Origin of the sequence: Erwinia sp. 198 (assembly GCF_003937915.1) — a bacterium.
Lineage (GTDB): Bacteria > Pseudomonadota > Gammaproteobacteria > Enterobacterales > Enterobacteriaceae > Erwinia > Erwinia aeris.
This window is the reverse complement of the sequence record NZ_RHUM01000003.1, coordinates 295,703-317,464: the sequence shown is the minus strand read 5'-3', so window position 1 is coordinate 317,464 and position 21,762 is coordinate 295,703. Positions and strand designations below refer to the sequence as shown.

Genomic DNA, 21,762 nt, shown 5'->3' with positions numbered 1-21,762 from the left:
CTGAAAATCTGGAGGAAGTATGCTGACTTCAGGCTGTTGGGCCTGGCTGCCGTTGAAGCCTGCTGAAAATCTGGAGGAAGTATGCTGACTTCAGGCTGTTGGCCCTGGCTGCCGCTGACGCCTGCTGAAGACCTGGAGGAAGTATGCTGACCGCTGACTGTTGGCCCTGGCTGTACTGGGCGAAGCTGGCGCCGACTCGCCTCGCGCTGACGGTTGACGATCGCGCCTACTGCTGGGCGCAGCTGGCAGACCAAATCGAGGCACTGGCGGCAGGCTTCCACGCGCAGGGCGTAAGCGCCGGAAGCGGCGTGGTGTTACAGGCCGCCAACAGCGAACGGGCCGTGCTGGCCTGGCTGGCACTGCTGCGCTGCGGCGCGCGCCTGCTGCCTATCAATCCCCGGCTGCCGGCCTGGCAGACTGCCGCGCTGCTGCCTTCGTTAAATATGGACTATGCGCTGACGCTGAACGGCGAGGGGCCAGCAAATATCCCTGCGTTAAAGATAATCAATCAAGCTGGCCCGATCCCGGCCCGCTGGCAGCGCGACGCCATCGCCACGCTGACGTTGACCTCCGGCTCCACAGGCCTGCCGAAAGCCGCCGCACATACCTTTAATGCGCATTTCGCCAGCGCGCACGGCGTAACGACGAGGCTTAACTTCGGGGCGGACGACAGCTGGCTGCTCTCGCTGCCGCTGTTCCATGTTTCCGGCCAGGGCATTTTCTGGCGCTGGCTTTATCGCGGCGCAAGGCTGGTGCTCAGCGATAACAAAATCAGCCCGGAAGCGACTTATGCCTCGCTGGTGCCTACGCAGCTCTGGCGTTTGCTGCAGGAGCCGACGCTGCGGCTGAACACCGTTTTGCTGGGCGGCGCGGCTATTCCGCCAGCGTTGACCGCTCAGGCTGAAGCGCGCGGTGTCGCCTGCTGGTGCGGCTACGGCATGACGGAAACGGCCTCGACCGTGGCGGCGAAAAGGGCGGACGGCGAGCCGGGCGTCGGCGAGCCGCTGCCCGGTCATAGCATCAGGCTAACCGAGGGAGAAATTACGATACGTTCAGAGGCGCTGGCCTGCGGCTACTGGCAGCACGGAAAGCTGCTGCCGCTTACCGATAAGGAAGGATGGTTTCACACGCGCGATGGCGGTGTGCAGCGTGGTAACGATCTGGTGATTAGCGGTCGTCTTGATAATCTGTTTTTCTCGGCGGGGGAAGGTATTCAGCCTGAACAACTGGAAGCGGTGCTGGCCCGACACGAAACGGTGGATCAGGTTTTTATCGTGCCGCAGCCTGATGAGGAATATGGACACCGGCCGGTCGCGCTGGTGGCGCTTAAGGGCACCTCTTCGTTTGCGCCGCTTCAGGCCTGGGCGGCAAAAAAGCTGGCCGGGTTTCAACGCCCGGTACGCTGGTACATCCTGCCGGAGCTGAGCGACGGCGGCATCAAGCCTTCCCGCAGGCAGCTGGCGGAGTGGGTTTTACGACAGGAAAAAAAAACAGCCTGCTGACAACGTCCTCGACCGCAGGCCATTCCGATCGCAACCTGTTGTGCTGACAACGGTTGGTCATCAAACGATAATGCCGGGAAAATATCCCGGCATTGCTATGCTGACTGGCGCTATCGAGGCCGAAGACGGCCCGGCATTTAGCCCTGTTTCGCTTCTTTCAGCGCCTGTTCCACGCCTGCACCGTAGGCCGGATGCACCTGGTAAAAGAGCGCGAGCTGGCGCTGCTGGATAAACTCCGGTATCTGACGCAGTTCTCCGGCGATACGCTGGAACATTCGCTGGTGTTCCTCTTCGCTCAGCAGGTTAAACAGCGCGCGCGGCTGGGTGAAGTAGTCATCATCTTCGCGATGGTTCCAGTGGTCGGCTGCGCCTTCCAGCGACAGCGGCGGCTCGCTAAAATCGGGCTGCTCCTGGAAGACGTTAAAGCTGTTGGGTTCGTAGGTGGCGCCGTTGCCGCTGTTGCCGTCCACGCGCATCGCGCCGTCGCGATGATAGTTGTGGAAAGGGCATTTCGGCGCGTTCACCGGGATCTGATGATGGTTGACGCCCAGGCGATAGCGGTGCGCGTCGCCATAGGAGAACAGACGACCCTGTAACATCCGATCCGGCGAGAAACCGATACCGGGCACCACGTTGGCCGGGCTCATGGCGACCTGTTCCACTTCGGCAAAGTAGTTGTCCGGATTGCGGTTCAGCTCAAACTCGCCCACTTCAATCAGCGGATAGTCGGCGTGCGGCCAGACTTTGGTCAGATCGAACGGGTTGTAAGGCGTGGAGGAGGCTTCGGCTTCCGGCATAACCTGCACAAAGAATTTCCAGCGCGGGAAGTTGCCTTGCTCAATGGCATCGAACAGATCGCGCTGCGAGCTTTCACGGTCGCGACCAATCAGCAACGCGGCCTCATCGTCCATCAGGTTCTGAATACCCTGCTGACAGCGCATATGGAATTTAACCCAAAAGCGCTCCTGCTGGTCGTTGATAAAACTATAGGTGTGGCTGCCGAAACCGTGGATATGGCGATAGGAAGTGGGCAGGCCGCGATCGCTGAAGTCGATAGTCAGCTGGTGCAGCGACTCCGGCAGCTGTGAGAAGAAATCCCATTTGTAGGTTGGGTTACGCAGGTTGGTACGCGGGTCGCGTTTTACCACGTGATTCAGATCGGGGAACTTCAGCGGGTCGCGCAGATAGAAAACGGGGGTGTTATTACCGACCAGATCCCAGTTGCCCTCTTCGGTATAAAATTTCATCGAGAAGCCGCGGATATCACGCTCCGCATCGGCACCGCCGCGCTCGCCAGCCACCGTAGAAAAGCGCATAAACAGCTCGGTTTTTTTACCCACTTCGGAAAAAATCTTCGCCCGGCTAAAACGGGTAATATCTTTAGTTACGGTAAAGGTGCCGTAAGCGCCGGAGCCTTTGGCATGCATACGACGCTCCGGGATCACTTCGCGGTCGAAGTGGGCCAGCTTTTCCAGAAACCAAACGTCCTGTAGCAGCATCGGGCCGCGGCGTCCGGCAGTCATTACATTATTATTATGGGCGACTGGCGCGCCTGAGGCGGTAGTGAGTCCTTTTTTGGTCATGAGCGCATATCCTCGTTAACTGAATATATACCTTTCAAAAGTTCTTTTTTAATCGGCACTGACTATTGTGTTGGCTATTCTGCCTGTCCGGGACGAACGGCGACAATCTGGCGTTAGCTATTGCTGCCATTTGCCGTATTGATGGTGAAATGACGTTGTAATTTTCCGTGAGGCTTCATACTGTTAAACAGGTCTGAACAATGCGGAGAAGAACATGATCAGAGTGGAAATGCTGTCTACCGGCGATGAAGTGCTGCACGGGCAAATCGTGGATACCAATGCGGCCTGGCTGGCCGAGCTGCTGTTTCAACAGGGATTACCCATGACGAGCCGCCAGACCGTTGGCGACAGTATGGAAGAGCTGGTCAGCGTGCTTACCGAGCGCAGCAGGGTGGCGGATGTGCTGATTGTCAACGGCGGCCTGGGGCCGACCAGCGATGATTTAAGCGCGGTCGCGGCGGCGAAAGCGGCAGGTGTAGGGCTGGTGATGCAGGAGGAATGGCTGGCGAAGATGGAGGCGTTTTTTGCCGGACGAGGCCGCAAAATGGCCGACAGTAACCGCAAGCAGGCGGAAATCCCGGCGGGTGCCGAGATGATCGACAATCCGATCGGCACCGCCTGTGGTTTTGCGCTTCAGCTCAACCGCTGCTGGATTTTCTTCACTCCCGGCGTGCCGTCAGAATATAAAAGGATGGTCGAGGAGCAAATCCTGCCTCGTCTTAAAGCTCGCTTCCCGGTGTCAGATCCGCCGGTGTGCCTGCGCTTGACTACCTTCGGGCGCGGAGAAAGCGATCTGGCGTCAGAAATTGAGCCGCTGCCGTTGCCGGAAGGCGTGGTAATGGGCTACCGCGCCTCAATGCCGATTATTGAGCTGAAGCTGAACGGCCCGGCCTCTAAGCGGCCTGAGATGGAGCAGTTCTGGCAGCAGGTACGTGAAATCGCTGGCGAAAGTACAATTTTTGAAGGTACGGAAGGGCTGCCCGCGCAGCTGTCGCGTCGCCTGCAGGAGCAAAACTATCGTCTGGCGATCGGCGAACAGTTTACCGCCGGACTGGTGCAGTATCAGCTCGCTTCGGTACAGGCGCCGCTGGCGGCGGGCAACGTGCTGCCGTCGCAGGATGAAAGCCTGGCTGAACTGATGCAGCGCGCGCAACGGTTGGCAGAAGCGGGTAAAGCCGATCTGGCGCTGGTGGTTGGCGCAGAAAAAGAAAATCACCTCGGCTTTGCCCTCTTTACGCCGCAGGGCTGCTGGAGCCAGCGGGTAAAGTTCAGCAACAACCGGCACGGGCTGAAAGCGCGTCAGGACGTTGCGGCCATGATGGCGCTGAATATGCTGCGACGCTGGCTGGACGGTCTGGAGGTGACGGGCGGCCACGGCTGGATTGACGTGGTGGAGACGCAGCGGGACTAAAAAAAACCGCGCCGGAGGGCGCGGTTTTTCAGCGTACAGCTAAAGGTGCAGGATCTCGATCTCAATATCACCTTTAGCCTTGCAGCAGCACGGCAGGATCTCCCCCGGCTGAATAAAGGCCAGCGGTTTCTCCGCATAGCTGACTTCACCTTTTACCAGGCGCATGCGGCAGGAGCCGCAGTAGCCTTCGCGGCACTGAAACTCCACCTGATAGTTGTGGGCTTCCAGCGTCGTCAGCAGGTTAGGGTGATCCTCTGCGCATTCGAGGCGCGTGCCGCAGGCGCTGAGGGTAACGTACATCCGCATATTACAGCTGGAAGTCGTCGAAGTCGTTTTCGCCTACTTCGGAATCGATCTGGCCAACCAGATAGGAGCTGACCTCCACTTCCTGCGGCGCAACCTGCACGTTGTCCGAAACCAGCCACGAGTTGATCCATGGGATCGGGTTAGAGCGGGTTTTGAACGGCAGCTCCAGCCCCACAGCGTTCATGCGGATATTGGTGATATATTCGATGTACTGGCAAAGAATATCTTTATTCAGGCCAATCATCGAGCCGTCGCGGAACAAATATTCCGCCCACTCTTTCTCCTGCTGCGCGGCCAGCACGAACAGGTCGTAGCACTCCTGCTGGCACTCTTTAGCGATTTCCGCCATCTCCGCATCGTCTTCGCCGCTTCTCAGCAGGTTCAGCATATGCTGAGTGCCGGTCAGGTGCAGCGCTTCATCACGGGCAATCAGCTTGATGATTTTCGCGTTGCCTTCCATCAGTTCACGCTCGGCAAAAGCAAACGAGCAGGCAAAGCTGACGTAGAAGCGGATCGCTTCCAGCGCGTTCACGCTCATCAGGCAGACATAAAGCTGTTTTTTCAGCTCTCTCAGGTTAACGGTCACGGTTTTGCCATTAACCTGATGCGTGCCTTCGCCCAGCAGATGCCAGTAGTTGGTCATCTCGATCAGATCGTCGTAGTAGCCGGAAATATCTTTGGCGCGCGACAGGATCTGCTCGTTGGTGACGATATCGTCAAACACCACCGCCGGATCGTTAACGATGTTGCGGATGATATGCGTATAAGAGCGCGAATGGATGGTTTCTGAAAACGCCCAGGTCTCAACCCAGGTTTCCAGCTCGGGGATGGAAATCAGCGGCAGCAGCGCCACGTTCGGGCTACGTCCCTGAATGGAATCCAGCAGCGTCTGGTATTTCAGGTTGCTGATAAAGATGTGCTTTTCGTGGTCCGGCAGGCCCTGATAGTCGATGCGATCGCGCGATACGTCCACCTCTTCCGGGCGCCAAAAAAAGGAGAGCTGCTTTTCGATCAGCTTTTCAAAAATGCCGTATTTCTGCTGGTCGTAGCGGGCGACGTTGACCGGCTGGCCGAAAAACATTGGTTCGTTCAGCTGGTCGTTTTTATTCTGCGAGAACGTGGTGTAAGCCATGACATTATCCAGTGAGGAAGGGCTGGGAAAACCCGGCCCGACGTAAAATCAGGGGGCGAAGCTCGCCCCGCTTTGGTTAAATTTTGCAGGCGCCGCTTTCACAGCCGTCATCCTGAATGGATGGCGCCAGGTCGTCCTGAGCATCTTCCGCACCGTCGCGGGTGTTCTGGTAATAAAGCGTTTTCACGCCGAACTTATAGGCGGTCAGCAGATCTTTCAGCAGCTGTTTCATCGGTACGCGACCGTTGGCAAAGCGCGTCGGATCGTAGTTGGTGTTCGATGAAATCGCCTGGTCGATAAACTTCTGCATCAGGCCGACCAGCTGCAGATAGCCGTCGTTGTTCGGCATATCCCACAGCAGTTCATACCGATCTTTCAGACGCTCATACTCCGGCACCACCTGACGCAGGATGCCGTCTTTGGACGCCTTGATGCTGATATGGCCGCGCGGCGGCTCAATGCCGTTGGTGGCGTTGGAAATCTGCGAAGAGGTCTCTGACGGCATCAGCGCCGAAAGCGTGGAGTTACGCAGGCCGTGCGTTTTAATTGCCTCACGCAGCGCTTCCCAATCCAGGTGCAGCGGCTCGTTGCTGATCGCATCCAGATCTTTCTTATAGGTGTCGATCGGCAGAATGCCCTGCGCATAGGTGGTTTCGTTAAACCACGGGCAGGCGCCTTGCTCCTGCGCCAGCTCGTTGGATGCCTTCAGCAGGTAGTACTGAATGGCTTCAAAGGTTTTGTGCGTCAGGTTATTGGCGCTGCCGTCAGAATAGCGCACGCCGTGCTTCGCCAGATAGTAGGCGAAGTTGATCACGCCGATACCCAGCGTACGACGGCCCATCGCGCCGCGTTTGGCGGCCGGGATTGGGTAATCCTGATAGTCCAGCAGCGCATCCAGCGCACGCACTGCCAGCGTGGCCAGCTCCTGCAGATCGTCCAGGCTCTCAATTGCGCCAAGGTTGAACGCCGACAGCGTACAAAGCGCAATTTCACCATTCTCGTCGTTGACGTCCATCAGCGGTTTGGTCGGCAGCGCAATCTCCAGGCAGAGGTTGGACTGGCGCACGGGCGCGATAGCCGGATCGAACGGGCTGTGGGTGTTGCAGTGGTCAACGTTCTGAATATAGATACGGCCGGTTGAGGCGCGTTCCTGCATCATCAGCGAAAACAGGTCTACCGCTTTTACGCGCTGTTTGCGGATGCTGTCGTCTTTCTCGTATTTGGTATACAGACGCTCGAACTCTTCCTGATCGGCAAAGAAAGCGTCATACAGGCCAGGCACGTCGGACGGGCTGAACAGGGTGATTTCTTCGCCTTTCAGCAGACGGGTGTACATCAGTTTGTTGATCTGTACGCCGTAGTCCATGTGACGCACGCGGTTGCCTTCCACGCCACGGTTGTTTTTCAGCACCAGCAGGCTTTCTACTTCCAGATGCCACATTGGATAGAACAGCGTAGCAGCTCCGCCGCGCACGCCGCCCTGAGAGCAGGATTTCACCGCCGTCTGGAAATGCTTGTAGAAAGGAATACAGCCGGTATGGAAGGCCTCGCCGCCACGGATCGGGCTGCCCAGCGCACGGATGCGGCCAGCGTTGATGCCGATACCGGCGCGCTGGGAAACATACTTCACGATGGCGCTGGAGGTCGCATTAATTGAATCCAGGCTGTCGCCGCATTCGATCAGCACGCAGGAGCTGAACTGGCGGGTTGGGGTACGCACGCCGGACATAATCGGCGTCGGCAGGGAAATTTTAAAGGTAGAAATTGCGTCGTAGAAACGCTTTACGTAATCCAGACGCGTCTCACGCGGATAGCCGGAGAACAGGCAGGCCGCCACCAGAATATAGAGGAACTGCGCGCTTTCGTAGATATCGCCGCTCACGCGGTTCTGCACCAGATATTTGCCTTCCAGCTGCTTAACGGCGGCATAGGAGAAGTTCATATCGCGCCAGTGGTCGATAAAGCCGTCCATCTGCTCGAACTCTTCCACGCTGTAGTCTTCCAGCAGGTGACGATCGTATTTACCCAGATCGACCATGCGCTTCACCTGATCGTAAAGCTTCGGCGGCTCAAACTGGCCATAGGCTTTTTTACGCAGGTGGAAGATAGCCAGGCGCGCGGCCATGTACTGATAGTCCGGCGCATCGCGGGAGATCAGGTCGGCAGCAGACTTGATGATCGTCTCGTGGATGTCGGAGGTTTTGATGCCTTCGTAAAACTGGATATGGGAACGCAGTTCAACCTGAGAGACGGAAACGTTTTGCAGACCTTCTGCAGCCCAGTCAAGCACGCGGTGGATTTTATCCAGATTGATGCGTTCGGTGCGGCCATCGCGTTTAGTGACAAGCAGGCTCTGATTCATGTGGCGTTTTTATCCTGTCCGTGAGATCGAAAATATCCCCCGTTTATACACAGACTGCTCAGGTGTGAGTAACTCTGTGGATAAACACTATATATAGGGGGTAGATGAAGTATTGATAACAATATGGTGGTTATTCTAGTAATTTCTGCGATCTTAACAAGCCTTGACGCAGCGGCAATTTTACGGATCGCGGGCTGGCTGTTTTCCTAAGTCCGCGTTTCTCAAGGCCCTGGGTCCATGTCAACAGGGCGAGAAATTTTTTCTTATTTTTCCTGAATGCGGGATCTTTGTGCACCCTTGATTCGCCGCCTTTTTTTTTGGCCAAAAAGTATACTTCAGATGCTGAAAATATCCCGAAGAATGGCGAAAAAATCGACGCAGGCACGAAATAAAATTTATGTCGAAGCGAATAAGAAGTTCCTGCAAAGGCAGAAGCACAAAAAGTGCGGTGCGGGCAGGGGAGCGCAGGTAAAGCGGAGGCAGGAAAAAATTTCCCTTAAGAAACAGCGCTCTTAAGGGAAATGGCGTTATTCCGCAGGGCGGTGCGTATGCACCATATAGTTAACGTCGACGCCCGGCGCCAGCTTGAATTTGTTGGTCAGCGGATTGTAATGCAGGCCGATCATATGGCGCTCGCGCAGCGAGGTTTCATCGACCCAGTTCAGTAGTTCACCGGGACGGATAAATTTCTTAATATCGTGCGTGCCGCGCGGCACCATACGCAGCACATACTCCGCACCGATTACCGCCATCAGCCAGGATTTGCTGTTGCGATTAAGGGTGGAAAAGAACACTTCGCCGCCGGGCTTAACCAGCTTCGCGCAGGCGTGCACCACCGAGCGCGGATCCGGCACGTGCTCAAGCATCTCCATACAGGTCACCACGTCGTACTGACCGGCGAACTGCTCCGCGTGCTCCTCAACGGTTTGCTGTACGTAATCAACCTTTACGCCGCTTTCCAGCGCGTGTAAACGGGCGATCTCCAGCGGTTCGGCGCCCATATCCAGGCCGGTCACCTCGGCGCCTTCACGCGCCATGCTTTCCGCCAGGATGCCGCCGCCGCAGCCAACGTCCAGCACCTTTTTGCCGAACAGGCCGTCGCTGTGCTGAGCGATATAACCAAGGCGCAGCGGGTTAATGCGGTGCAGCGGTTTAAACTCGCCTTCCAGATCCCACCAGCGCGACGCGACCGCCTCGAACTTGGCAATTTCCTGATGATCCACGTTAGCCGTGGCGCTGTTTTGCTCTGCCTTCATTGTTTCTTACTCCCTGGAAGTTTGGCTTCAGTATACATCTTTCCGCAGGCGAACGGCCGACAGGATAAAAGCGCGTGATTAAAGCGGGCGGAACGACGCTTTCCGTTCACCATAGAGCCTAAAGGTGATATACTTTCGCACCTTTAAATCCGGGTATAATTTAGAAGGAAAGCGCCTCCATGAGTGACCTGGCCAGAGAAATCACACCGGTCAATATCGAAGAAGAGCTAAAGAACTCTTACCTTGATTATGCCATGTCGGTCATCGTTGGCCGTGCATTGCCAGACGTCCGCGATGGCCTGAAGCCAGTACACCGTCGCGTGCTCTATGCCATGAACGTGCTGGGCAATGACTGGAACAAACCTTATAAAAAGTCAGCCCGTGTTGTCGGCGACGTTATTGGTAAATATCACCCGCATGGCGATACCGCCGTGTATGACACTATCGTGCGTATGGCGCAGCCTTTCTCGCTGCGCTACATGCTGGTAGACGGCCAGGGCAACTTCGGTTCCGTTGACGGCGACTCCGCTGCGGCAATGCGTTATACCGAAGTGCGCATGTCTAAAATCGCTCACGAGCTGCTGGCGGATCTGGAAAAAGAAACCGTCGACTACGTGCCGAACTATGACGGCACCGAGCAGATCCCGGAAGTCATGCCGACCAAGATCCCGAACCTGCTGGTTAACGGTTCTTCGGGCATTGCCGTAGGTATGGCGACCAATATTCCGCCGCACAACCTGACGGAAGTGATCAACGGCTGTCTGGCCTATATCGAAGATGAGAACATCAGCATTGAAGGGCTGATGGAACACATTCCGGGGCCGGACTTCCCGACCGCCGCCATCATCAACGGCCGTCGCGGCATCGAAGAGGCCTATCGTACCGGGCGCGGCAAAATCTATATCCGCGCGCGTGGCGAAGTGGAAGTGGACGCTAAAACCGGCCGCGAAACTATCATCATCCACGAAATTCCCTATCAGGTGAACAAAGCGCGCCTGATCGAGAAGATGGCGGAGCTGGTAAAAGAAAAACGTCTGGAAGGGATCAGCGCGCTGCGTGATGAGTCCGATAAAGACGGGATGCGCATCGTGGTGGAAGTGAAGCGCGATGCGGTAGGCGAAGTGGTACTGAACAACCTCTACTCGCTGACCCAGCTGCAAACCTCTTTCGGCATCAACATGGTGGCGCTGCATCAGGGCCAGCCGAAGATCATGCCGCTGAAGGATATTCTGGAAGCCTTTGTTCGCCACCGCCGTGAAGTGGTGACGCGCCGGACTATCTTTGAACTGCGCAAGGCTCGCGATCGCGCGCATATCCTTGAAGCGCTGGCGATCGCGCTGGCCAACATTGATCCAATTATCGAGCTAATCCGCCGGGCGCCAACGCCAGCGGAAGCGAAAGCGGGTCTGGTGGCGCGTGCCTGGGAACTGGGTAACGTTTCCGCCATGCTGGAACGCGCGGGCGACAACGCGGCGCGTCCGGAGTGGCTGGAAGAAGAGTACGGCATTCGCGACGGCCAGTATTACCTGACCGAACAGCAGGCCCAGGCGATCCTGGATTTGCGTCTGCAGAAGCTGACCGGCCTGGAGCACGAAAAGCTGCTGGACGAGTATAAAGAGCTGTTGGAGCAAATTGCCGAGCTGATCCGCATTCTGGAAAGCGCCGAGCGCCTGATGGAAGTGATCCGCGAAGAGCTGGAGCTGGTGCGTGACCAGTTTGGCGATAAACGCCGCACGGAAATCACCGCCAACAGTGCCGATATTAATATTGAAGATCTGATTAACCAGGAAGATGTGGTCGTGACCCTGTCGCATCAGGGCTACGTGAAATATCAACCGCTGACGGATTACGAAGCGCAGCGTCGCGGCGGCAAAGGCAAGTCGGCAGCACGCATCAAGGAAGAAGACTTTATCGACCGCCTGCTGGTGGCCAACACCCATGATACGATCCTCTGCTTCTCCAGCCGTGGTCGTCTCTACTGGATGAAAGTCTACCAGCTGCCGGAAGCGAGCCGTGGCGCGCGCGGACGTCCTATCGTCAACCTGCTGCCGCTGGAAGCCAACGAGCGCATCACCGCAATTCTGCCGGTGCGTGAATACGCGGAAGGCTGGAACATCTTTATGGCGACCGCCAGCGGCACCGTGAAGAAAACCGCGCTGACCGAGTTCAGCCGTCCGCGCAGCGCCGGCATTATCGCCGTCAACCTGCGTGAAGACGACGAGCTGATCGGCGTGTCGCTGACCAACGGCAACGATGAAGCGATGCTCTTCTCTGCGGCGGGTAAAGTGGTGCGCTTCGCCGAGAGCGCGGTGCGCGCGATGGGCCGTACCGCATCTGGCGTACGCGGCATCAAGCTGGCGGAAGGCGATCGTGTGGTCTCGCTGATCGTGCCGCGTGATGACGGCGCTATCCTGACGGTGACGCAGAACGGCTACGGTAAGCGTACCGCCAACAGCGAGTACCCGACCAAGTCTCGTGCGACCCAGGGCGTTATCTCGATCAAGGTCACCGAGCGCAACGGGCCGGTTATCGGCGCGGTGCAGGTGGTCGACAGCGATCAGATCATGATGATCACCGATGCCGGTACGCTGGTGCGTACCCGCGTGTCTGAGGTCAGCGTGGTTGGCCGTAACACCCAGGGCGTTATTCTGATCCGTACTGCGGAAGATGAAAACGTGGTGGGCCTACAGCGCGTGGCCGAGCCGGTTGCTGAAGAAGAGCTGGATGCTATCGACGGCAGCGTGGCCGAAGGCGACGAGGACATCGCGCCGGAAGTGATGGAAGACGACGCGCCGGAAGGCGACGAAGAAGAGTAATTTCTTCCGCTTAAGGTGCCAGAGGCCGGTTCAGTGAACCGGCCTTTTTTATGCGCCGAAGAAAATGCGGAAGGCGCTACGCAAAGTTAACGCTGAAACGGACTGCGGGGAAAGGGACTGCTATACAGGCAGGGCAAACTAAGGAGGGTTGTCAGGCAAATTAAAACCGAGCGCTGTTTTTCTTCGCTGACGAGCAGGGGAGAGTGCTACCTGATTAGCGCGATCAAACGGGAAGGGAGAAGCCGGGAATATGTCGTTGAGATAAACCCACTGCTCCAGGCAATGCATTTTTTATTTATTGGAGGCTGAGTGCGTGGCCGTGTTGAAAATTTCGCCTGGCCGTTGAGTTTTTATGCTTATGATGCGTTGTTCTTGTCCGGCACGCAGAGGCGACCGGCTATCTTTATCATCAGGCATATGTGCAGGAGGCTATTTATGTTATCGAGAAAAAAATCAAAAGCGCAAAGCCAGCAGACCTGCCAGAAAGAAGGTTATTGCACTATCGCTGGGTTGGATGAATGAATCAGCCGAAAAACTGGCTGCGCCGGCGAGAAGAAACGACGTTTTTGCGGGCTGTCGCCGTCCCGCTGACGGTTATCCAGAAAAGTCTTGAGTAAGCGCGGGGTTTTACGCAGAAAACAGCGCGTTGAGCGTACGGGTAACTGGCTTTTTAACGGCTCTGGCGGTACTGTAGCGGGATCGTATTTGTCATCCCGACCAGCCGCCACTGTAGGTTCCGTTTGAAATATTTAGTCTCGTTCAGAACGACGTTAAGGATCTCTCGCTATCTGTTCCGGGCGCTGGCGCTGATGCTCTGGACGCTTGGTGCGCTGCTCACCACCTTTTATATTATTAACGTGCTGCACGAGAAAGAGGCGCAGGTACGGCAGGAATTCAATGCCAGCTTTGAGCAGGCGCAGTGGTATGTTCGCCATTCAACAGACGTTACGCGAGAACTGAAGTATATCGCTGAGAACCGGCTGAACGCGTCCGCCAACGGCCTTGACGTGCTCAACGGCGTTTTTCCCGGCAAAACGGCGCTGCCACAGTTTTATCCGCTCTATTCCGACTCTGACTGTAGCGCCATGAGCGACGTCTGGCGCAATTCGCTGGAGTCGCTGAGCTATTTCCTGCACTACTGGAAAGCCAATTTTGCTTCCGCCTATGAGCTGAACAGGGTGTTCTTTATCGGCGGTGAAAGCCTGTGCATGGCAGACTTTGGCGTCGGCAACGCATCCGCCGACCGGGAGCGCGCGCTGAAAGCGCTGCACGAACGCATCCTGAAATACCGCAGCGGCAATGACGAAGAGCGCAAAAACAGCTTCTTCTGGATCGCACCGGCCAGCCAGCCCGGTACGGGCTACTACTATATGGTGACGCCGGTTTATGTCGCCAGCAAAATGGCGGCGCTGCTGGGTATTGAGCAAAGCATCCGCCTGGATGATTTTGTGGTGCCGGGCAGCTTCCCGGTCAACGCTATGCTGCTGGACGCAGACAATCAGCGCGTGCTGACTTCTTCCCGCCCCGGCAGTCGGGTATCGCTGGACGATCTGCCCGACGACAGTACCTGGTTCGGCTATATCAACGGCTACAAACAGCTGGTGCTGAAAAAAACGCTGACGCCGTCCTCGCTGACCATGGTCTATTCAGTGCAGACTAACGAGATGGTCGAAAAGCTGAAAATGCTGATCATCAATGCCATCCTGCTTAACGTCATCAGCGCCATCATTCTGTTTACGCTGGCCTGGCTGTTTGAGCGGCGCATGTTTTTGCCTGCCGAAGATAATGCCCATCGCCTGGAAGAGCACGAGCAGTTTAACCGCAAAATCGTCGCCTCTGCTCCGGTCGGCATTTGTATCCTGCGCACCAGTGACGGCACTAATATCCTCAGCAACGAGCTGGCGCATAACTACCTCAGTATGCTGACGCAGGAAGACAGGCAGCGCCTGACCGAAATTATTTGCGGCCAGCAGGTTAACTTTGTCGACGTGCTGACCGGCAGCAATACCAATTTGCAAATCAGCTTTGTGCATTCGCGCTATCGCAACGAAAACGTGGCGATTTGCGTGCTGGTGGACGTCAGCGCGCGCGTAAAAATGGAAGAGTCGCTACAGGAAATGGCGCAGGCAGCCGAGCAGGCCAGCCAGTCGAAATCCATGTTCCTGGCCACGGTCAGCCACGAGTTACGCACGCCGCTGTACGGCATTATCGGCAACCTGGATTTGCTGCAAACCCGCGCGCTGCCGAAAGGCGTAGAGTCGCTGGTCACGGCGATGAATAATTCTTCCAGCCTGCTGCTGAAAATCATCAGCGATATTCTCGACTTTTCCAAAATTGAGTCAGAGCAGCTGCGTATTGAACCACGTGAGTTCGCGCCGCGCGAGGTGATCACCCATATCGCCTCTAACTATCTGGCGATGGTAGTGAAAAAACGACTGACGCTCTGGTGCTTTATCGATAGCGACGTGCCGGTCACGCTGGACGGCGATCCGATCCGCCTTCAGCAGGTCATCTCTAACCTGTTAAACAATGCAATTAAGTTTACCCACACCGGCGGCATTATTTTGCAGGCTTACGTTAAGGATGGCTATCTGGCTTTCCGCGTACGCGATACCGGCGTGGGCATACCGGCCAAAGAGATCACCCGTCTGTTCGATCCGTTCTTCCAGGTCGGCACCGGCGTGCAGCGTAATTTCCAGGGCACCGGCCTGGGTCTGGCTATCTGTGAAAAGCTGATCAATATGATGGACGGCGATATTGAGGTCGATTCCGAACCGGGAATGGGCAGCCAGTTTATCGTGCGCATTCCGCTTTATAACAGCAAGGTGAAAACCCCGCAGCGGCATGAAGGCCTGGAAGGCAAAGCCTGCTGGCTGGAACTGCGTAACGAGGCGCTGGCCGCCTTCCTGGAAAAATTGCTCGACGGGCACGGCCTGAAGGTGCAGCGCCTGCATGAGCTAAGCCGCTGTGAGCCGGATGACGTGATCGTGACCGATTACGACTTCCAGAGCCAGCAGGTGCATCGGGCGACTATCCGCTTTGACGGCAGCCACAACGACGGCCCGCAGGAGCTGTCGCCGGGGCGTTGGGTTTACGGCACCACTACGCCGCACGAGCTGCCCGCGCTGTTGGGACGCATCTATCGCGTGGAGGTGGAGATGCCGGATGCTTCGTCGGAACTGCCGGAAACGGACGAGAAAAGCGTCACCAACGAAGATATTCTTATCCTGGTGGTGGACGATCACCCTATCAACCGCATGCTGCTATCCGATCAGCTTGGCTCGTTGGGTTATCGGGTGAAAACGGCGCAGGACGGCGTGGACGCGCTCAACGTGCTGAGCCGCAACGAGATTGATATTGTCCTGACCGACGTCAACATGCCGAATATGGACGGTTACCGCCTGACGCAGCGCTTGCGGCAGCTGGGCCTCACCTTCCCGGTGGTTGGCGTCACCGCCAACGCGCTGGCGGAAGAAAAACAGCGCTGTATGGAAGCGGGCATGGATAACTGCCTGTCGAAGCCGGTTACGCTGGACACGCTACAGCAGACGCTGGCGTTTTACGCGGATCGGGTCAGAAAAAGCCGGGAAGGGTAACGAGGGCGATAAAAAAAGCCTGGCGGGAGCCAGGCTTAGAACAGATCGACAGGTCCCGGGAATTTAGTCTTTATCCACCGGCATGGTGCTGACGGATGAAAGATAGTTCAGCAGCGCGATATCATTATCCACGCCCAGCTTCATCATCGCCGACTTCTTCTGGCTACTGATGGTTTTGATGCTGCGGTTCAGCTTCTTGGCGATTTCGGTTACCAGGAAACCTTCCGCAAACAGGCGCAGCACTTCGCTCTCTTTCGGGGACAGGCGCTTGTCGCCATAGCCGCCCGCGCTGATTTTCTCCAGCAGTTTAGCCACGCTTTCCGGTGTGTACTTCTTGCCTTTTTGCAGTGCGGCCAGCGCCTTAGGCAGGTCGGTTGGCGCGCCCTGTTTCAGCACGATCCCTTCAATGTCCAGGTCCAGCACGGCGCTGAGGATGGCCGGGTTGTTGTTCATGGTCAGTACGATGATCGACAGGTCCGGATAGTGACGCTTGATATACTTAATCAGCGTAATACCGTCGCCATATTTTTCACCAGGCATCGACAGATCGGTGATCAGGACGTTGGCGTCGAGCTTGGATAGGCTGTTGATTAATGCTGTGGAATCTTCGAACTCACCGACAACATTGACCCATTCAATCTGTTCAAGTGACTTGCGAATGCCGAACAGAACAATAGGATGGTCATCGGCAATAATTACGTTCAGGTTGTTCATATTATTGGTTACCTTGCTGCAGCAGTTCGTTGACGTAGCGGTCAATTTCACTGGTGGTATTTTTAATGTTTGAATTGTCACACTCGGTTATGTGCTGTTCTAACGTTTCACAAAGCTGCTTGCCCGGTGTCAAATTAAGCATGGCAAACACACCCTTCAGGCGATGCGCAGTCTGAGCAAGCGAACTCAAGTCCTTTTCTGCTGCCTCATTATACAATCTCTTTACATCATCTGGTACTGTCTCAACAAACAGCTGGAAATAGCCTGGCGCGAACAGCTGCGCAGGCGTCTCCTCTTCTTCGGTCTCATCCAGGGCCAGCTGAAGCTCAATAAGCTGCAGTAACGCATCCTGCATAGCGCTGCTGATATTGAAATTCACCCTGAAGCGATCGCGGGAAAGCGCGGTGTAGCCCGCCTCATCATCCGTCAGCAGCAGCGACCAGGCCGTCAGGCTGGCCGGGTCGTCCGTGACCAGCACATCGTGATCCTGTCCGGAAAAACGCTCGTCCGGCGTAATACAGCTGGCGCCCCAGTTTTCTAACTGATGCACCACAATTTTTCTGACCTCATCCACGTTGATATCAATTAACGCGGTCAGACCTTCCAGCAGCTTCTCTTCCTGAGCCTGCTGGTGTTCCTGCGGTGCATGAACCTGGATGCTGTAACGCGTGCCGATATCGGGACGCGCGACAATTTCAAGATGCCCGCCAAGCTGTTTGCACAGCTGCTTACAAAGGAAAAACGCCAGCCCCGAAGCCTGACCAAAACGGTCAAAGCTGGTTTCGCCGAGGAAAGGAAAATCGGTGTTGCCCATCTCGTCCACCGTCAGTCCGGCGCCGGTATCCACCATTTCAATCGCCAGCCTGTCCGGCCGATCGGCAGGATGGCTGACCTCAACAGAGATGCGGCCCCAGCTGGTGCTGGTAATGGAATAGTGCAGCAGGGTGGTCAGGATTTTGTAAATGGCGCGCCGATCGCCAAAACGGTTCTCGTCGCTGTTCAGGCGGTTGCTGACCACCAGCTTCAGCCCTTTACGCCGCAGCGAGGGCAGGGCCTCGGTCACCAGCTCATCAAGCACGCTTTGCAGGTTAAAGGCTTCGGCGTCCGGCGCCCAGTCATGCGTTTCCAGACGATTTAACAGCACGATATCATCCACCAGCCGACGCAGCGCCTGCGCTTCCTGCAGCGCGTCTTCCAGCTGTTCGCCCGGCTGCGCGGATTCGATTGCCTGCAAATGGCCGATCACATCGCCCAGCGGCCGGTTCAGCGCGTGTCCCAGATTCTGCAACAGCTGCTGACGCGTCTGGTGGCTTTTATCCAGCACCTGCTGCGCTTTTTGCAGCTTTTTATTCACCAGCAGCTCGCGATCCTGATCGCGCATCATAAACAGCTGGGTGCTGGCCGCCAGCATACTGCGCGCATGGCGGATCTCATAAACTTCGTTGTTAACGGTAGCCTGCAACACGCCCTGATGCTGATCGGACATATTGATAATCTTTTGCAGATTGAGATGCGGGAGCAGGTGCTCGGCGATTTTGTTGCTGATAATCGTGCGGTTGCTGGCAAAGTCATACACCAGCAGGCCAACCGGCAGGCTGGCCACAATCTCTTCGTTAAGGACGCGCAGCGACTCCAGTTCGGCGCTCTGGTTTTCGCTGGGGCGCAGCGACTGCTGGCGCAGCAGCAGCAGGCCGGCCAGCGAAAGCAGCAGCAGCACAAAATTCGCCAGCAGCGGCCATATCAGGTTACGCAGCGTATCGGCGATCAGGCCGAGGATCGGCACGCGATAAACCAGCTGCAGGGGCGTGCTGGTCAGCGAGGCGGCGATTTCTACATTGGGGTTAAGCAGCGTTACCTTAGTGCTGTGGGTGCTGTCTTCATCCACGCTGCTGCCGGTACCGGCCGTATCCTGCTTCAGCTGGAAATTTTCCAACGGCATATTCAGCGGGATCAGATCGTTAATCGGCAAATCGAAGGCGACCACCGTAGCCAGATGGCCCGGTTGGTTAAAGGTGGTGCGTACGGTAAAATAGTGGTCATTCTGCCAGGTAAAGCGGCGTAGCGGCGAGAAGCTTTCCCGTTCGTCCAGCGCGTTGGCCTGCTGGAGCATCTCCGCGCGGCGCGCATCGACAATAGTGCTGATGGCGCTCTCTTTATAACGCGTCGCCATATCCTTTAACGGCAGCGTCGAAATTAAAATCAGGCTGTTATCCTGCCCGTTGAGAAAATACATTGACCAGGTGCTGTTTTCGGCGCCCCATAGCGTATCCAGATAATTAGACATACGCAGCGTCATATCCAGCGTGCTGCTGTCGTGCGAGCCAAAAATCAGCGCTTCGGTTTTACGGCGGGTTTTCTCAAGATAATAAACATCGGGACGCAGGCGGGTTTCCTGCAGGCTGTTCGGCGGCGAGCCCGCGGCATTGGCCGCAAGATTTTCATAAATCTGCCAGGTTGCAAACCGGTAGGTGTCGATACGCTTCTGCATAACGTGAGCGATATCCGCCATCGCATAGCGTTTATCGGTCAGCCAGGCGTTAACGGCGTTGTGGATCATAAATCCGGATGCCAACAGCAGTACCAGGATAAACATCACGAAAAACCGGGTGACGTTACCGGAAGTCAGTGGAAATTTGTAGGGCATCATAGCCGTGGAACCCCAGTTAACGAGCCATCAGTCAGGCACAGGTAAAGGCAAGCCGCGAACAAAAGGACGAATGAGACAACGGAAGGCGGGCAGTAGCTGCCTGGCGATTCATCGGAACACAAGGATCTGTTGTGTGGCCACGCGCGTGTAAACAAAGAAATCGCGTGGGGGGCGGCCAGCGCGCAGGCGCTTGCGGGTCTGGCATCCTGAATCGTCATAGGTTCCGTTAAAAGCTTGTCGCAGTAAACACTACTTTTTATCACATTTCGCTAAATTAAAGAAGAACGCGCCACGGGCAAGGCGCATATTATATCGCGACAAAACCATAGCGACGCGGGCGTTTGTGTTAAATAACCTGAAAAAAAGCCCCTGTTAATCAAATATTGAGGCTAAAGGTGATTTTACAGATAACTCCTGGTGGATAGCGCGCCATCTTCTCTTAACTCAAATCATTGGCCAGAGGTAAAAAAAGCGTTTTAATGCGCTTTTGTCTGTCTCTCGATACTGCTGTTTTTTTGTACTACCCATGCCGTTTATCTTTACCGGTTTCTGCACGCTGATATGAAAATTTGCGCGCGGTCAAAAAAAACGAGCGGCAGCGGCGGCAGTAAATCTTCCGGGAGCTGTTACATTTTTTACACTTCCTTAAAAAAATTCCTTAAGTTAAATCAATTTATTAATGCGTTATTTCATCAATTTTATTTGATAGTTGACATTTTGCAGAATTGTAAACTAAGTCAAATTATAAATTATGTTTATCCTGTCGATAAATATTAATCAAGCCGAGTGGCGGGGTTTTTCATACTATCAGAAAGATAAAAGTTAAAAAAAATAGCGTATCAGCGCCTCTTTTTAGGTTGTTTTTAACATTTCTATGCCCGCCGGAAATGTCGTTGCACCAGGTAAAGCCGCCTGCCCTCGGGTAAGGCGATCTATTACTTTGCGCGTAAAGATGAAGGTTTTCTTCATGTTTACGTGTGAAACATTCAATGTCTGGTGTACACGAGGTTACTATGGCTCAGCTTACTGATGGCAGCGTGGAAATACTTTCGCGCGACGATGGCAGCATTCTTTCTCAGGTCGCTGCAGGGAACTCCAACAATACCATCCTCCTGAATCAACCCAGCGTAGTCCGCATTCATGGAACCCGCGCCATGGTGACCGAGTTCGAACGCCAGGGGAACGATCTCATTGTCCACATGCGTGACGGCAGCGTTAAACGCTATCAGCAATTTTTCCTGGATGACGTTGACGGCGATCACAGCGAGCTGGTTTTTGACGACGGCGTCAATCCGCCTGAACATGCGCTTTTCCCGGTCACCAATGAGTTTGCCGATGCGCAGGCGGCCATGACGATTACGCCACAGTATGAATCGCTTGGTTCGCTGGAACCGCTGCTGCTGGCTGATACCGGCGCAACCACCGGGGTTATCACTGCCGCAGGTATCGGCGCGCTCGGCCTTGGCGCAGCAGGCGTCGCCGCACTGGCAGGCGGCGGTGGCGGCGGCGGCGGCGGCGGCGATGATGATGCAGCAGCAGTAGCGCCATCCCTTACCGTCAATCCGTTAACCGGCGATAATACCCTGTCGACGGCGGAAAAAAATTCTGACCAGACGCTGAACGGTACTACCAGCGGCACGGAAGCGGGCAACACCGTTACCGTCGTGCTCAACGGCGTGACCTATACCACCACGGTCGGGGCCGATGGCAGCTGGAGCATCACCTTACCGGCCGCCGCCCTGGCTACGTTACCGGAAGGCAGCAATACGCTGACCGTCAGCGTGACCAACAATGCGGGCGGCACGGCGACCACCGCTGAAACCTTTACGGTAGAAGCTGGCGCGGTCACGCCGACCACGCCTTCCATCGCTATCGCTGCCTTTGCGGGCGACGACGTGCTGGATAACGGCGAGCAGCAGCAGGCGCAGACCATCAGCGGCACCACCAGCAACGTGCAGCAGGGTCAGACCGTTACCGTTACCCTGAACGGACAAACCTACACCGCCACCGTTGACGGCAGCGGCGCGTGGAGCGTGGCCGTCCCGGCTGCGGCCGTGCAGGCGCTGGCGGCGGGCACCGCGACCATTACCGCTACCGTTACCGATGCGGCAGGCGCGGCGGCAACCACCACCCATGATTTCACCGTTAACGCCCCGACTACCGTACCCGCCATCACCATCGCCGCCTTTGCGGGCGACGACGTGCTGGATAACGGCGAGCAGCAGCAGGCGCAGACCATCAGCGGCACCACCAGCAACGTGCAGCAGGGGCAGACCGTTACCGTTACCCTGAACGGGCAAACCTACACCGCCACCGTTGACGGCAGCGGCGCGTGGAGCGTGGCCGTTCCGGCTGCGGCCGTGCAGGCGCTGGCAGCGGGCACCGCGACCATTACCGCTACCGTTACCGATGCGGCAGGCGCGGCGGCAACCACCAC

At 56.2% G+C, this 21,762-nt stretch carries 12 protein-coding genes; 5 read left to right on the top strand and 7 right to left on the bottom strand.

The features are described 5' to 3' along the window. Positions 1 to 146 precede the first annotated feature (146 nt). On the top strand, positions 147 to 1,502 hold the full coding sequence (gene menE, locus EGK14_RS06315) for an o-succinylbenzoate--CoA ligase (RefSeq protein ID WP_125288328.1): 1,356 nt from the start codon (positions 147 to 149) through the stop codon (positions 1,500 to 1,502). A gap of 137 nt (positions 1,503 to 1,639) precedes the next feature. On the opposite strand, the gene EGK14_RS06310 is transcribed toward menE, so the two are convergent. After that, positions 1,640 to 3,085: a catalase gene (locus EGK14_RS06310; protein WP_125288233.1), complete on the bottom strand. Its 1,446-nt coding sequence runs from the start codon at positions 3,083 to 3,085 to the stop codon at positions 1,640 to 1,642. A 214-nt stretch (positions 3,086 to 3,299) separates the two neighbouring features. Here EGK14_RS06310 and EGK14_RS06305 point away from each other — a divergent pair, with 214 nt between their 5' ends. Then, a complete protein-coding gene (locus EGK14_RS06305) occupies positions 3,300 to 4,496 on the top strand; it encodes a nicotinamide mononucleotide deamidase-related protein YfaY (RefSeq protein ID WP_125288232.1) in 1,197 nt (398 codons plus the stop codon). Positions 4,497 to 4,535: 39 nt separating this feature from the next. On the opposite strand, the gene yfaE is transcribed toward EGK14_RS06305, so the two are convergent. The 4 genes from yfaE to ubiG all read right to left on the bottom strand — a co-directional run bounded on the left by yfaE (position 4,536) and on the right by ubiG (position 9,552). Next, the gene (yfaE, locus tag EGK14_RS06300; RefSeq protein WP_199746382.1) at positions 4,536 to 4,796 is read right to left on the bottom strand and encodes a class I ribonucleotide reductase maintenance protein YfaE; all 261 of its coding nucleotides are present in this window, start codon (positions 4,794 to 4,796) and stop codon (positions 4,536 to 4,538) included. 7 nt (positions 4,797 to 4,803) lie between these two features. Next, positions 4,804 to 5,934, bottom strand: a complete 1,131-nt coding sequence (nrdB, locus tag EGK14_RS06295) for a class Ia ribonucleoside-diphosphate reductase subunit beta (protein ID WP_125288230.1) — start codon at positions 5,932 to 5,934, stop codon at positions 4,804 to 4,806. A 76-nt stretch (positions 5,935 to 6,010) separates the two neighbouring features. Then, positions 6,011 to 8,296, bottom strand: a complete 2,286-nt coding sequence (gene nrdA / locus EGK14_RS06290) for a class 1a ribonucleoside-diphosphate reductase subunit alpha (protein WP_125288229.1) — start codon at positions 8,294 to 8,296, stop codon at positions 6,011 to 6,013. A gap of 527 nt (positions 8,297 to 8,823) precedes the next feature. Then, positions 8,824 to 9,552: a bifunctional 2-polyprenyl-6-hydroxyphenol methylase/3-demethylubiquinol 3-O-methyltransferase UbiG gene (gene ubiG / locus EGK14_RS06285; protein WP_125288228.1), complete on the bottom strand. Its 729-nt coding sequence runs from the start codon at positions 9,550 to 9,552 to the stop codon at positions 8,824 to 8,826. 179 nt (positions 9,553 to 9,731) lie between these two features. On the opposite strand from ubiG, the gene gyrA reads away from it, so the two are divergent. Both gyrA and rcsC read left to right on the top strand, forming a co-directional pair. Then, positions 9,732 to 12,368 (top strand): DNA topoisomerase (ATP-hydrolyzing) subunit A, encoded by a 2,637-nt coding sequence (gene gyrA / locus EGK14_RS06280; protein WP_125288227.1) that lies wholly within the window; start codon positions 9,732 to 9,734, stop codon positions 12,366 to 12,368. A 740-nt stretch (positions 12,369 to 13,108) separates the two neighbouring features. Continuing rightward, positions 13,109 to 15,964: a two-component system sensor histidine kinase RcsC gene (gene rcsC, locus EGK14_RS06275; RefSeq protein WP_125288226.1), complete on the top strand. Its 2,856-nt coding sequence runs from the start codon at positions 13,109 to 13,111 to the stop codon at positions 15,962 to 15,964. A 63-nt stretch (positions 15,965 to 16,027) separates the two neighbouring features. Here rcsC and rcsB read toward each other — a convergent pair whose 3' ends face one another. Further along, complete coding sequence (rcsB, locus tag EGK14_RS06270) at positions 16,028 to 16,678, bottom strand: response regulator transcription factor RcsB (RefSeq protein ID WP_034938033.1); 651 nt, start codon at positions 16,676 to 16,678, stop codon at positions 16,028 to 16,030. A 1-nt stretch (position 16,679) separates the two neighbouring features. After that, positions 16,680 to 19,325, bottom strand: coding sequence for a phosphotransferase RcsD (rcsD, locus tag EGK14_RS06265; RefSeq protein WP_125288225.1), 2,646 nt, complete (start codon positions 19,323 to 19,325; stop codon positions 16,680 to 16,682). A 1,013-nt stretch (positions 19,326 to 20,338) separates the two neighbouring features. On the opposite strand from rcsD, the gene EGK14_RS21555 reads away from it, so the two are divergent. Next, positions 20,339 to 21,762: Ig-like domain-containing protein (locus EGK14_RS21555; protein WP_233598455.1), on the top strand; the 1,424-nt coding region annotated here is incomplete at its 3' end.